Annotated in this window: 14 protein-coding genes and 1 pseudogene; 14 read left to right on the top strand and 1 reads right to left on the bottom strand. The window is 39.5% G+C overall.

The window, feature by feature from the left end; genetic code table 11:
• The first annotated feature begins 161 nt into the window (after nt 1-161).
• The 11 genes and pseudogenes from HZ311_RS03160 (at nt 162) to HZ311_RS03110 (ending at nt 10,572) form a co-directional block, all read left to right on the top strand.
• Entirely contained in the window at nt 162-908 is a 747-nt protein-coding gene (locus tag HZ311_RS03160; RefSeq protein WP_010734882.1) for an alpha/beta hydrolase, read from the top strand.
• Nucleotides 909-910: 2 nt separating this feature from the next.
• Nucleotides 911-3,274, top strand: coding sequence for a ribonuclease R (rnr, locus tag HZ311_RS03155; RefSeq protein ID WP_023520038.1), 2,364 nt, complete (start codon nt 911-913; stop codon nt 3,272-3,274).
• 33 nt (nt 3,275-3,307) lie between these two features.
• Entirely contained in the window at nt 3,308-3,772 is a 465-nt protein-coding gene (gene smpB / locus HZ311_RS03150; protein ID WP_010734884.1) for an SsrA-binding protein SmpB, read from the top strand.
• Nucleotides 3,773-4,073: 301 nt separating this feature from the next.
• Nucleotides 4,074-4,793 (top strand): F0F1 ATP synthase subunit A, encoded by a 720-nt coding sequence (gene atpB, locus HZ311_RS03145; protein ID WP_010734885.1) that lies wholly within the window; start codon nt 4,074-4,076, stop codon nt 4,791-4,793.
• Nucleotides 4,794-4,842: 49 nt separating this feature from the next.
• Nucleotides 4,843-5,058, top strand: coding sequence for an ATP synthase F0 subunit C (atpE, locus tag HZ311_RS03140; protein ID WP_010734886.1), 216 nt, complete (start codon nt 4,843-4,845; stop codon nt 5,056-5,058).
• Between the two features lie 101 nt (nt 5,059-5,159).
• Nucleotides 5,160-5,684 (top strand): F0F1 ATP synthase subunit B, encoded by a 525-nt coding sequence (gene atpF / locus HZ311_RS03135; RefSeq protein WP_010734887.1) that lies wholly within the window; start codon nt 5,160-5,162, stop codon nt 5,682-5,684.
• Nucleotides 5,671-6,213 carry an ATP synthase F1 subunit delta gene (gene atpH / locus HZ311_RS03130; RefSeq protein WP_010734888.1) on the top strand — a complete coding sequence of 181 codons (543 nt, stop codon included), beginning with the start codon at nt 5,671-5,673 and terminating at the stop codon, nt 6,211-6,213. The genes atpF and atpH overlap by 14 nt, the downstream gene beginning before the upstream one ends.
• A gap of 22 nt (nt 6,214-6,235) precedes the next feature.
• The gene (gene atpA, locus HZ311_RS03125; protein ID WP_010734889.1) at nt 6,236-7,792 is read left to right on the top strand and encodes a F0F1 ATP synthase subunit alpha; all 1,557 of its coding nucleotides are present in this window, start codon (nt 6,236-6,238) and stop codon (nt 7,790-7,792) included.
• 13 nt (nt 7,793-7,805) lie between these two features.
• Nucleotides 7,806-8,707 (top strand): annotated as a pseudogene (locus HZ311_RS03120) (F0F1 ATP synthase subunit gamma).
• Nucleotides 8,708-8,729: 22 nt separating this feature from the next.
• Complete coding sequence (atpD, locus tag HZ311_RS03115) at nt 8,730-10,136, top strand: F0F1 ATP synthase subunit beta (RefSeq protein WP_010734891.1); 1,407 nt, start codon at nt 8,730-8,732, stop codon at nt 10,134-10,136.
• Nucleotides 10,137-10,149: 13 nt separating this feature from the next.
• Nucleotides 10,150-10,572 carry a F0F1 ATP synthase subunit epsilon gene (locus HZ311_RS03110; protein WP_010734892.1) on the top strand — a complete coding sequence of 141 codons (423 nt, stop codon included), beginning with the start codon at nt 10,150-10,152 and terminating at the stop codon, nt 10,570-10,572.
• Between the two features lie 200 nt (nt 10,573-10,772).
• Here the strand turns inward: HZ311_RS03110 and HZ311_RS03105 are convergent, their stop codons facing one another.
• A complete protein-coding gene (locus HZ311_RS03105; protein ID WP_010734358.1) occupies nt 10,773-12,068 on the bottom strand; it encodes an ISL3-like element ISEfa11 family transposase in 1,296 nt (431 codons plus the stop codon).
• 337 nt (nt 12,069-12,405) lie between these two features.
• On the opposite strand from HZ311_RS03105, the gene HZ311_RS03100 reads away from it, so the two are divergent.
• The 3 genes from HZ311_RS03100 (at nt 12,406) to HZ311_RS03090 (ending at nt 14,223) form a co-directional block, all read left to right on the top strand.
• The gene (locus HZ311_RS03100; RefSeq protein ID WP_029594144.1) at nt 12,406-12,636 is read left to right on the top strand and encodes a DUF1146 family protein; all 231 of its coding nucleotides are present in this window, start codon (nt 12,406-12,408) and stop codon (nt 12,634-12,636) included.
• 94 nt (nt 12,637-12,730) lie between these two features.
• Nucleotides 12,731-14,032: a UDP-N-acetylglucosamine 1-carboxyvinyltransferase gene (murA, locus tag HZ311_RS03095; RefSeq protein ID WP_010734894.1), complete on the top strand. Its 1,302-nt coding sequence runs from the start codon at nt 12,731-12,733 to the stop codon at nt 14,030-14,032.
• Nucleotides 14,033-14,046: 14 nt separating this feature from the next.
• Nucleotides 14,047-14,223: a DNA-directed RNA polymerase subunit beta gene (locus HZ311_RS03090; protein WP_010734895.1), complete on the top strand. Its 177-nt coding sequence runs from the start codon at nt 14,047-14,049 to the stop codon at nt 14,221-14,223.
• Nucleotides 14,224-14,229 lie beyond the last annotated feature (6 nt).

Here is a 14,229-nt window from a genome sequence, read left to right as displayed (position 1 = left end):
TCAGATTTTGAGGATACACGGATGGTTCATCGATTGTTCAAAAAAATAGAAGGTCTGGGAAACGAAATGCTCCCAGACCTTTTTTGTTGAATAGAAAAAGAACCGTTATATAAGAAGGTATTTGCTAACTATGGTAAAATAAGGCTAATGAGGTGAATAAAATGAAAAGTCTACCACAACCTATTTATGAAAAACATGGGAAGCGTGCAATCCTCTTATTGCATGCGTATTCAGGTAGTCCAAATGATGTACGGATGTTAGCCCGTTTTTTAGAGAAATCAAACTATTCGGTCTATGCCCCAATGTTTACAGGACATGGCACGCTTGCTCCAAATGAGATCTTAGAACAGGACGCTGAGACGTGGTGGCAAGACACGAAACAAGCGATCAAGTTTCTCAACGATGAAGGATTTTCTGACATCGCCGTATTAGGATTGTCGATGGGTGGCATTTTTGCCGTTCGAGCATTATCAGAATTTCCGATGATAGGAGGCGGATTTTTTTGTTCGCCAATTTCTCCAGTAGAAAATCATGTGCCGGAGAATTTTGAGAATTATGTACGCCAGGTCTTGAAAATTGCCGGTGAATCGGAGTCGATGATCGAACAAAAAGTCGAAAGCTTTCGGCCACGAGTACAGCAACAATTAATAGATATTCAAGAGCAAGCAGCAATAACAGAAAGTAAGTTATCAGATATCCAAAAACCAGTATTCATGGCTCAAGCGGGTCAAGATGAAATGATTGATCCTTATGGTGTCTACGAGACAGCAAAAAAACTTACGCAAACTGACATTTCCTTACACTGGTATCCAGAAAGTAAGCATGTGATCACAGTAGGAATAGCAAGAAAAGCGTTTGAAAAGGATGTACTGGATTTTCTAGAGAACTTACCTTGGAATGAGGAATAATAATGACAAAAGAAACATTAAAAGAAAAAATCATTTTCTTTATTGAAAGCAGTCGCAAGAAAAGTTTTTCGATGGAAGAAATCGCTGAAGGTCTTGGCTTTCAAAAAAGCGAAGATTTTAAATTACTAGTGCAAACCATCGCACAGATGGAAAGAGAACAAAGTATCGTATTTACCAAAAAAGGAAAAATCAAACTGCCACTTCAGCCTATTTTGATTGAAGGAACGTTCCGCGCAAATGAGCGAGGATTTGGGTTTGTCACGATCGATCCTGAAGAAGATGATGTGTATATCCCTAAAGAAGCGACTGGCTATGCGATGGACGGGGATACTGTTGCAATCGATATCGTCAAAACGGCGGATGCCTTTTCGGATCGTGGAGCCGAAGGAAAGGTCGTTGAGATTCGTCAACGCGCAACCACACAAATTGCCGGAGAGTTCATCGCTTATACAGAAGATGAAATGGCAGAAACGGATCTTTATGGAGTAGTCATTCCAAAAGATAAAAAAATGAATCAATTCAAAGTGTACGCCGCAGCAGAAGGTGTCCGTCCAGTAGATGGAAGTATCGTGCTGATCGAATTGACCCATTATCCAGAAAAAAGCTATGCAACGAGTTTAGAAGGAATCATCAAACAAGTCATTGGTCATAAGAATGATCCTGGGATGGATATTTTATCGATTGTCGTAGCCAATGGAATACCGACCCAGTTTCCGGATGATGTATTAAGCGAAGCAGATGCTGTACCAGATAGTATCAGTGACAAAGATTTGATTGGTCGCAGGGATTTACGTGACCAATTGATCGTGACGATCGATGGCGAAGATGCCAAAGATTTAGATGATGCAGTCACAGTTAGAAAGTTAGATAATGGGAATTACTTTTTAGGCGTCCACATTGCCGATGTTTCATATTATGTGACAGAAGGCAGTCAATTAGATCGTGAAGCCTATGAACGTGGAACAAGTGTGTATTTGACTGATCGTGTGATTCCGATGATCCCGCAACGTTTATCAAATGGTATTTGTTCGCTGAATCCTAAGGTTCCTCGTTTAACGATGAGTTGTGAAATGGAGATCGACCCAACAGGGAAAATCATTTCTCATGAGATTTTTCCAAGTGTGATCCAAACAACAGAGCGAATGACTTATACAGCAGTCAATCAGATCTTAGAAGAGCAAGACGAAGAAACTATGGCTCGCTATGAACCATTGGTTCCTATGTTTCAAGCGATGGGTGAGTTGCATGAGATCTTAGAGACGATGCGTATTCGTCGTGGTGCGATCTCTTTTGAAGATCGGGAAGCCAAAATCATGGTTGATCCAGACGGTCACCCTCAAGATATCCTCTTGCGGAGTCGTGGTGTAGGAGAACGTTTGATTGAATCCTTTATGTTAGCAGCCAATGAAACGGTGGCAGAACATTATTCACGTGCGAATTTCCCTTTTATTTATCGTATCCATGAGCAACCAAAAGAAGAGAAAATGCAACGATTCTTTGATTTTGCATCTGCTTTAGGGATTTTAGTCAAAGGAACGAAGGGCACGATCACACCTAAGGACTTACAAAAAGTGATCGAAGATGTTGAAGAAAAACCGGAGTCAGCAGTGATCAATACCATGTTGTTAAGAAGTATGCAACAAGCACGCTATTCTGAGGATAATTTTGGTCATTACGGATTAGCAGCAGAGTACTATACACATTTCACGTCACCGATCCGTCGTTATCCAGACTTGATCGTGCATCGTTTGATTCGTTCATATGGTCAAGATCCAAGTGAAAGCAATCAGACGCATTGGGAAAATGCACTGCCTGATATTGCCGATCATAGCTCGAAAATGGAGCGACGTGCAGTTGAAACAGAACGTGAAGTGGACTCAATGAAGAAAGCCGAGTTTATGATGGATAAAGTGGGAGAAGAATTTGATGGGATCATCAGCTCTGTGGTGAAATTCGGGTTATTCATCGAACTTCCAAATACAGTAGAAGGTTTGATCCATATCAATGAATTGAAACAAGATTACTTCCACTACATTGAAAACCATCTAGCGCTCGTTGGTGAGCGGACAGGATTAACTTTCAAGATCGGACAAAAAGTTCGAGTAAAAGTAGTCAAGGCTGATCCTACGGAGCGAGCGGTTGATTTCGAATTAGTCTCCGCAGAGGAATTGGCACCGTTGGAAGCGCCAAAAGGAAGAAGAAAAGAAGCCAATAAAGGTTCTTCAAAACATTCAAATGGACGGCAAACGGACAAGAAAAAACGTCCGAAGAAAGCCGATAGTAAATATGGTCCAAAAAAAGAAAAAGGGAAAAAAGGGAAAAAACCTTTTTACAAAGGCGTCACCAAGAAGAAAAAGAAAAAATAAATATAAAATGAAAATGAATTGGGGGAATGTCCAATGCCAAAAGGCGAGGGAAAACTGATTGCGCAAAATAAAAAAGCTCGCCATGATTATTCGATCATCGACACAATGGAAGCAGGAATGGTTTTACAAGGTACAGAGATCAAATCTATTCGCAATAGTCGTATCAACTTAAAAGATGGATTTGTTCGTGTGAGAAACGGCGAAGCTTTTTTGCATAATGTCCATGTCAGCCCTTATGAACAAGGGAATATCTTTAATCATGATCCACTAAGAACTAGAAAATTGTTATTGCATAAAAAGCAAATTGCGCGTTTATTGAATGAAACAAAAAATACCGGAATCACGATTGTTCCTTTGAAAGTCTATATCCGAGATGGCTATGCGAAAGTCTTGATCGGATTGGCCAAAGGGAAAAAATCGTATGATAAGCGAGAAGATCTGAAGCGAAAAGATGTGGATCGACAAATTGATCGTACATTAAAAAATTTCTCTAGATAATTTCATTATCCTTTTTCGCATATTCGGTGCTTTTAGATTTACTTAATGATAAAATTTGTTAGCATTTAATCTGATGAAACATGATTATCACAGGTTTTTTCTGAGTTTCCTGGCATCATATCATCCATGTTTTTGATGATTTTTAGACTGAAATAAAAAAGTGTCTAATTTTCATGAAAATACTTTGAAATTTCTATTTCGTGGTGGTATGATACCGTTTGGTTAGAAACCGATAAAGAAAAACCAGATACACACATGAAATTGATTTTATGTGAAATTCGGGGAAAAGAGGTGAAATGGATTGGATGAACGCTCGCTAACGTTCCACATTGGACCGGTTTGGTTTGATGGGACTGTTTGTTTGATGGTGTTGTTAACTTGTTTGATCGTTTTCTTTTTAGTTTACTTCTTTACAAGAAATCTAAAGATGAAGCCAACTGGGAAGCAAAATGCACTTGAATGGGTCATTGATTTTACACGAGGGATCGTTACAGATAATGTGCCTAGAAAAGAATTGAATAATTTTCATTTATTGGCATTTACCTTGTTTCTCTTTGTTTTTGTTGCGAACAATATCGGTTTAGTTACAAAAATCGTCTTACCTAGCGAAACGACACTTTGGAAAAGTCCGACAGCAGACCCGTTTGTAACTTTAACATTGGCATTTATTATGATCACACTTACTCATCTATTCGGGGTGAAGAAGCTCGGCTTCAAAGGTTACTTTGTCAACTCGTTCCTAAAACCTTATAGTTTTATGTTTCCAATGAAGGTGATCGAAGAGTTCACAAACTTGTTAACACTTGCTTTACGTCTTTATGGGAATATTTATGCGGGAGAAGTATTGCTAACTTTAATCGCAAAAATGATGACAAGCTTAGGCTGGTTCTCATTGCCTTTAGCAATTCCGTTAGAGATGGTTTGGATCGCGTTCTCATTATTTATCGGAAGCATCCAAGCATTTGTCTTTGTCACTTTATCAATGGTATATATGAGTCACAAAATCGAAGTAGAAGAGTAAAATAACTAGATTTAATTACTATTTAAACTATTTTAGGAGGAAGTAAATTATGAATTATATCGCAGCAGCAATCGCAATCTTAGGGGCAGCTATCGGAGCTGGTTACGGTAATGGTCAAGTAATTTCTAAAACAATCGAATCAATGGCACGCCAACCTGAAATGTCAGGTCAATTACGTACAACGATGTTCATCGGGGTAGCCTTAGTCGAAGCCGTTCCTATTCTAGGTGTTGTTATCGCCTTGATCCTAGTTTTTGGTGTGTAATAAAAATGCTGAGGTTGCGCGATAGTCAAAAAAGCTATCTACTATTTTATTAAATACGCAATCTAAGAAAACTGGATTCTCAGAGAAAGGAAGGCTAACCTATGCTGAATCAATTGGCAATTGCAGAAGTTGGCAATCCGATGTTAGGTAATATCATCGTTGTCAGCGGCTCATTTTTGATATTAATGGTCCTATTAAAACACTTTGCGTGGGGACCGATCAGCGATATTTTGAAAAAACGTGAAGATAAGATCGCCAATGATTTAGATTCTGCAGAACAATCTCGCATCAAATCAGCAAAATTAGAACAAGAACGTGAGCAACAATTGTTGGCTTCTCGCTCTGATGCTGCGGATATCATCAAACATGCGAAAGAAAGTGGAGAATTAAGCCGCCAAAATATTTTGAAGGAGACGCAAGAAGAAGTTGCTCGTCTAAAAAGTAAAGCTCAATCGGATATCACGATGGAACGTGATACGGCATTGAACTCAGTCAAAGACGATGTAGCTGAACTTTCTCTTCAAATCGCGGAAAAAATCTTGAATAAAGAATTATCTCCAGAAATGCACGAATCTTTAATCAATCAATATATCGAAGGTCTAGGTTCGTCAAATGAAACTAGATAAATATACAGTAGGTAGACGTTACGGAAAAGCATTATTTGAACTGGCGATCGATTCAAATAATACAGAAGAAATTTACCAAGAACTTCTTAGTCTACGTAAAATCTATGCTGATGTTCCTGAATTAGGGAGTATCCTTAGTGATGTTCGGTTGGAACCTCATGAAAAGCGATTGATCATGGACAAATTAGTCAGTGGTTATCAAGGAATCGTAAAAAACTTTTTAGAAGTCGTGTTCATGTACAATCGGATGAACGATCTACCTTTGATGATCGACGAATATGAACATCGTTACAATGAAAATAATGGTTTGTTACTGGGAAGTGTGACTACAGCAGTCCCACTTTCAGCGGAACAATTGACTAGACTTGAAGAAAATGTCGCTAAAACAATGAACTATCAAACGGTCGAATTGAAGCAACAAGTTGATTCTACGATCATTGGTGGGGCAATTGTAGAAGCAGATCATCAAGTGATCGACGGAAGCATTCGGACGCAGTTGGAAAAATTGCGTAATCAATTAAATAGATAGTACAAAGAGGTAGGTGAATCGAATGGCTATCAAAGCAGAAGAAATTAGTGCCTTGATTAAAGAACAAATTGAACATTATGAAAACGTGCTTTCAGTCGAAGAAATCGGTACAGTCACTTATGTTGGTGACGGAATCGCACGTGCGCATGGACTTGAAAATGCCATGAGTGGTGAACTACTTGAATTTTCGAACGGTTCATATGGTATGGCACAAAACTTGGAATCAAATGATGTCGGAATCATTATCTTAGGTGATTTTGAATCCATTCGTGAAGGGGATAAAGTAAAACGCACAGGAAAGATCATGGAAGTACCTGTAGGGGACGCAATGATCGGACGTGTCGTCAATCCTTTAGGACAACCCATTGATGGGCTAGGAGAAATCGTGACGGACAAAACACGTCCAGTTGAAGCGATGGCACCTGGTGTTATGCAACGTAAATCAGTCAACGAACCAATGCAAACAGGGTTGAAAGCGATCGATGCGTTAGTTCCGATCGGACGTGGACAACGTGAATTAGTCATCGGTGACCGTAAAACAGGGAAAACATCGATTGCAATCGATACAATCATCAACCAAAAAGGTCAAGATATGATTTGTATCTATGTAGCTATTGGACAAAAAGATTCAACGGTACGTACACAAGTAGAAACATTGAAAAAATATGGCGCAATGGATTATACGATCGTAGTCAATGCGGGCGCTTCTCAACCTGCACCATTGCTATACATCGCACCTTATGCTGGAACAGCTATGGGTGAAGAATTCATGTATAACGGCAAACATGTATTGATCATTTTTGATGATCTATCTAAACAAGCTGTTGCCTATCGTGAGCTTTCTTTATTACTTCGTCGACCACCAGGCCGCGAAGCCTATCCAGGGGATGTTTTCTACTTGCACTCACGTTTGTTAGAACGTGCAGCAAAATTAAGTGATGATCTAGGTGGAGGGTCAATGACTGCTTTACCATTTGTTGAAACACAAGCTGGGGATATCTCTGCTTATATTCCAACAAACGTCATTTCGATCACTGATGGACAAATCTTCTTAGAAAGTGATTTGTTCTATGCAGGAACTCGTCCAGCCGTAGATGCAGGGTTATCAGTTTCTCGTGTTGGTGGTTCAGCACAGATCAAAGCAATGAAAAAAGTTGCCGGAACATTGCGTCTAGACTTAGCAAGTTACCGTGAATTAGAAGCATTTACGCAATTTGGCTCTGATTTAGATGCGGCGACACAAGCGAAATTGAATCGTGGTCGTCGTACAGTAGAAATCTTGAAGCAAAAATTACATGCACCTCTTGCAGTGGAAAAACAAGTAGTCATCTTATATGCATTGACACACGGTTACTTAGACAGTATCCCTGTAGATAGCATTTTAGATTTTGAACATGAGTTATTTGAATATCTTGAGACAAATCATGCAGATCTCTTTGAAACGATCCGTACAACGAAAGATCTTCCTGAAGAAGAAGCGTTGAACCAAGCAATTCAAGAGTACAAAGATATCTTTATGGCAACAAAAGGAAATAATTCTTCAACAGAAGACAAATTGAAATCCATTCAAAATGCATAGTGAGGTGAGATGAATGGGCGCTTCATTAAATGAAATCAAGACACGAATCGCGTCAACGAAAAAGACGAGCCAAATCACTCGTGCCATGCAAATGGTGTCAGCCTCTAAATTGACAAAATCTGAAGCTTCTTCACAGAAGTTCCAGATTTATGCCAATAAGGTGAGAGAAATCGTTACGCATTTAACAGCAACACAATTAACTGACATTGCTTCGGCTAATCCAAGAGGAGATGTCAATTATAATAGTATGCTGATCAGTCGACCAGTTAAAAAAACCGGTTATATCGTGATCACAGCTGATGGTGGGTTAGTCGGTGGCTACAATAGTTCCATATTGAAACAAACCATGTCCATCTTGGAAGAAGACCATCAATCACCAGATGAATATGTCATGATCGCCATTGGTGGTACCGGAGCGGATTTCTTTAAAGCTCGTGACATCAACTTAGCGTATGAACTGCGCAATTTGTCTGATCAACCTAGCTTTGATGAGGTTCGTAAAATCGTGAACATGGCAACGACCATGTATCAAAATGAAGTATTTGACGAATTGTATGTATGTTATAACCATCATATCAATTCATTGACTAGTCAATTTCGTGTAGAAAAAATGTTACCTATTTCAGATTTAGATCCGGGAGAAGCGAAAAGCTTTGAGCAAGAATATATTTTTGAACCTTCAAAAGAAGAAATCTTGACTCAACTGTTGCCGCAATATGCCGAAAGTTTGATTTATGGTGCGATCGTCGATGCGAAAACGGCAGAACATGCCGCGGGAATGACTGCAATGAAAACCGCAACAGATAATGCTGCGAACATCATCGATGATCTGACGGTTTCTTATAACCGTGCAAGACAAGGGCGATCACCCAAGAAATTACCGAAATTGTTGCCGGAGCATCGGCACTAGAATAGCAAGGAGATTGGAGGAAAAAAGATGAGTTCAGGCAAGATTGTTCAAGTAATCGGTCCCGTTGTCGACGTGGAATTTTCTTTAGACCAATCCTTACCAGATATCAACAACGCATTAGTTGTTTATAAAAATGATGAGCAAAAATCAAAAGTTGTTCTTGAAGCAGCATTAGAATTAGGTGACGGTGTGATCCGTACGATCGCAATGGAATCGACGGATGGACTACAACGTGGAATGGAAGTCATCGACACAAGTAAAGCGATCTCTGTACCAGTTGGAACAGAAACATTAGGTCGTGTGTTCAACGTGTTAGGTGAAACAATCGATTTGGAAGCACCATTTCCAGAGGATGCCCAAAGAAGCGAGATCCACAAGAAAGCACCAAATTTTGATGAATTAAGCACAAGTACAGAGATTCTTGAAACTGGGATCAAAGTCATTGACTTATTAGCACCTTATTTAAAAGGTGGGAAAGTTGGATTGTTTGGAGGTGCCGGTGTTGGTAAAACCGTACTGATCCAAGAATTGATCCATAATATCGCCCAAGAACATGGGGGAATCTCAGTGTTTACCGGTGTTGGTGAACGTACCCGTGAAGGAAACGATCTGTATTACGAAATGAAAGATTCAGGCGTAATCGAAAAAACAGCGATGGTGTTTGGACAAATGAATGAGCCACCAGGTGCTCGTATGCGTGTCGCACTAACTGGATTGACGATTGCGGAATATTTCCGTGATGTCGAAGGACAAGACGTGCTCTTATTTATTGATAATATTTTCCGTTTCACCCAAGCAGGTTCGGAAGTATCTGCCTTACTAGGACGTATGCCATCAGCGGTTGGTTATCAACCAACCTTAGCGACTGAAATGGGACAACTCCAAGAACGGATCACTTCAACGAAAAAAGGTTCGATCACTTCGATCCAAGCAATCTACGTGCCAGCGGATGACTATACTGACCCAGCGCCAGCAACGACATTTGCCCATTTAGATGCAACGACAAACTTGGAACGTAAATTGACCGAACAAGGGATCTATCCAGCCGTTGACCCACTTGCTTCTTCATCAAGTGCGTTATCTCCTGAAATCGTAGGAGAAGAACACTACAAAGTAGCGACTGAAGTACAACATGTATTACAACGTTACCGTGAATTGCAAGACATCATCGCTATTTTAGGGATGGATGAATTATCAGATCAAGAAAAAATATTGGTTTCACGCGCTCGTCGAATCCAATTCTTCTTATCACAAAACTTCAATGTAGCTGAACAATTCACAGGTCTTCCAGGTTCTTATGTACCAGTTGAAGAAACTGTCAAAGGCTTCCGTGAGATTCTTGAAGGTAAATACGATGATCTTCCTGAAGAAGCATTCCGCAGTGTCGGCCGAATCGAAGACGTTGTCGAAAAAGCGAAAAAACTAGGCTACTAGAAAGGGGTGCCCCATGGATCAATATTTAACTGTTAATGTGGTTACTCCCGATGGTTTAGTTTATGATCACCATGCGGCAATCGTTGTTGCACGCACTACTGCTGGCGAACTTGGTATTTTACCACAGCATGCGCCAATCATCGTGCCTTTAACGATCGATGAAGTTCGTGTGAAGCGGACAGATTCAGATACACACGTTGACTGGATCGCTGTGAACGGCGGCATCATGGAAGTTCGCGATAACTTAGTTTCAATCGTCGCAGATAGTGCGGAACGTGAACGAGATATCGACGTCACTCGAGCAGAACGCGCAAAACAACGTGCTGAACGCCAAATCGAAGAAGCCAAACAAAAAGAAGATAAGAATGAACTGAAACGGGCAACTGTTGCGTTACACCGCGCAGTGAACCGTATCAATGTATCAAAACATAAGTGATTACTATAATTGACAAGTAATTGAATTATGGCGGGAGAACAACTCCCAAAAGAAGAGATCGGGACAAACACTTATGGGTGCTAATGCAGCCACGTGTGTTTCCCGATCTCTTCTTTTCGGCTCTTTGTCAATAAGGACTGATGAGTTGTGCAAAATCAAATCTGGGTCAGAATGAACCTCATTCTGGCTCAGATTTTTTGTTATCTTACTTTGATTAATTGATTGATCAAAAAGATTCTAATTCTCATGTTCTCGAATGATTTAAATCCGTAGGATACTCGTTTCATTGTCTTTATGTGGGTATTCTTCGCTTCTATTTTTCCATTGGAATAAGGATAGATCATTGCGTTGGTGATGCCTTCTTCATAGGTCAGAAGGTTTTGAAGCTTTTCCCGAAAGCTGTCATCCAACGTTTCGGGAAGTTCTGCTAATAAGGAGAAAAATAAGTCAGGGTCTTTGTCTCGAAAGGCTTCAACTAATTCATGAAAAAAGGGATACGCCTCCTTTAGGGGCGTAGAAAACTCAAGCAATCGATCAATCATCATTGCTTCAGTAAGAAATGGGTATTTTGGTGCTCGGAAACTTTTCCATGTTTTGTATTCATAATGGTTGATGTTTGCACGATTTTTTAGCAAAAAGCGCCAGTTCTTTTTCAGTTTTTCTGCCTGGCTTTTCTGTCCTGCTTTACGAAGTTCATTCATTTCACGGATACGCAACTCATTGAACGCTTGATTCATGTGTTTGACAATATGAAACCGATCAATCACTATTTTCGCATTTGGCAGAACACGTTTGGTGAGCTGGAAGTAGGCGGCGTTCATGTCTGTCACCAAGAATTCTACTTCTTCTGGATTGGTACACTTTAAGAAATAGCTTGTTAATCGAGGTAATTTACGCGTAGGCAAAACATCTATTAATTTTCCTGTTTCGCCATCTGCGCAAATAAAGCTCATTTTATCTTCTATGGAAGCATGCGAACGAAATTCATCAACCATCAATACTCTTGGGAGAATCTTCTTAGATTGCTTTGGTAAATAGCTTTTAAACTCTTTCAATGTACGAATAACAGTGGTCAAAGATACCTGACAGCTTTTCGCAATAAAAGATAAAGATACTTTTTCAGTCAGTAAAGAAGCAATTTTATATCTAACATGATTTGCGATTGAATGTCTGGATTGGACAAAATAACTTTGAGCAGTCCAATGGGTTCGGCAGTTTTTACAGGTATAGCGCTGCTTTTTTAGGCGCATAACCAAAGGCATATGATTGTATTGTTCAAAACGGACAATCGTTTCTTTTTTTCCATTTTTCACTATAATTGCTTTCCCGTTTCCATCTACCACAGTAGAACCACAACTTCTACAAGCACGAGGAGTAGGCGAGAGAACAGCATCGACGACCAACGTCTTTTTCTTCTGAAGGGTCTCGTAAGAGACCTCTGTAATCATCAAATCTTTCTCTATTATTCTCAGCATTTTTTTGATAGAATCATTCATATAGCATATCGTCCTCTCAGTTGTTTATTTTGTGGTGATTTAATCATACTAGAGAACGATATGTTTTTTAATACCTAAAATGAAAATGGGACTGAAGAATCAATTCTGATTCATCAGTCCCATAAATTATAGAGCCTTCTTTTCTTTATCATTCATTGTTAGGATAAAATTTATTTTTTTGGTGTAAAGAAATGATATTTTTCATCCATTTTTCAGAGTTTGTCAAGAAAATTACAGAGATTTATCATTTTTACAACCAATAATTTCTACTTTTATAAAATTTATGGTATCATCAGTGTGTTAGTTATCAAAAACATTTGTTAGAAAGGGCGTAATGATGCAAGTATATGGTATTGATGCAATCATTCGGATCGTTAGTCATTTGGCATTTATTTACTTAGCCTTTTGGTCTTTGCGTTCTTTACGCGTTGACGCTTTTTTTCGTTCAATGCATACGACACAAATTAGAATGGCAATTGTCCTTTTTTCAATTTTTTTAGGGTATACAGCGAGCAGTTTTTTCTTAGAGATCATTGCGCTATGTCGAAATCTTTTCGTCAGCCTATAATTTTAAAAAAAGGTACTATTTTAAAACAAGAAGTGATATAATAAAAAAGATTTTGAGCGAATGTATACTCAACGGATTTTTTTGGGGGAACAACATGGAAGAGATCATCGTAAAAGGTGGCAATCAATTAAAAGGAACAGTAAAGATCGAAGGAGCAAAGAATGCGGTATTGCCGATTTTAGCCGCAAGTTTATTGGCTGAAGAAGGAACGACCGTTTTAGATAATGTGCCAATTCTTTCTGACGTGTTCACTATGAATCAAGTGATCCGTCATTTGAACGTAGATGTAGCGTTTGATGAAGAGAATAATCGTGTGACACTTGATGCATCGAGAGAATTAGAAATTGAAGCACCTTATGAATACGTAAGCCAAATGCGTGCGTCAATCGTTGTGATGGGACCATTATTGGCTAGAAATGGTCATGCAAAAGTTGCAATGCCTGGTGGATGTGCGATTGGAAAACGTCCGATCGATTTACACCTAAAAGGTTTTCAAGCCTTGGGTGCAAAAATCATTCAAAAGAATGGTTATATCGAAGCAATCGCCGATCAACTGATCGGAAATACGATCTATTTAGATTTTCCAAGTGTTGGTGCGACACAAAACATCATGATGGCTGCTGTCAAAGCAAAAGGCACGACGATCATTGAAAACGTCGCACGTGAACCTGAAATCGTTGATTTAGCGAATATCTTAAATAAAATGGGTGCGAATGTTTATGGCGCTGGTACAGAAACGATGCGTATCGAAGGCGTTGATCATTTGCATGCAGTCAACCATTCAATCGTCCAAGACCGTATCGAAGCTGGTACTTTCATGGTAGCAGCAGCAATGACTGAAGGCAATCTATTGATCGCTGATGCGATTTCTGAGCATAATCGTCCATTGATCTCTAAATTGATCGAAATGGGTGCAACGATCACTGAAGAAGACGGTGGCGTTCGTGTCATCGGACCAAAACATATTTTACCAACAGATGTAAAAACAATGCCACATCCTGGTTTCCCAACGGATATGCAAGCACAAATGACTGCTATCCAGTTGGTTGCAGAAGGTACAAGTGTTGTGACTGAAACAGTCTTTGAGAACCGTTTCCAACATCTTGAAGAAATGCGCAGAATGAATGCACATGTAAAAATCGATGGCAACATTGCAATCATGGATGGTAATCACGAATTACAAGGTGCTGAAGTCTATGCAACAGATCTAAGAGCAGCAGCAGCGCTCGTATTAGCTGGTTTGAAAGCAAATGGAATCACACGCGTTCGTAACCTAAAATATTTAGATCGTGGCTATTATAATTTCCATATTAAATTGCAACAATTAGGTGCAGATGTGGAACGTGTAAATGTAGAAGAAACACCAGTCGAAAAAACACCACAAACAATCGCTTAAGGATGTGACGAGAGATGACGAGTCCACGCTATATTTTGATAAGTTTGGTAAAAATTTTAGCTGTCATTTTACTTGTACTCCTATTATTCATCATTGGAACAATGATCGGATATGGTTTGATTGGCGGTGGAAGTCCATTCAAGGTCTTTCAACCGAGCTTATGGTTGCATATCTTCGATTTCTTTAGTTAAGTGTGT

The sequence above is a fragment of the Enterococcus mundtii genome (assembly GCF_013394305.1).
Taxonomy (GTDB): Bacteria; Bacillota; Bacilli; order Lactobacillales; family Enterococcaceae; genus Enterococcus_B; species Enterococcus_B pernyi.
This window is presented reverse-complemented; position numbering and strand designations above follow the sequence as displayed.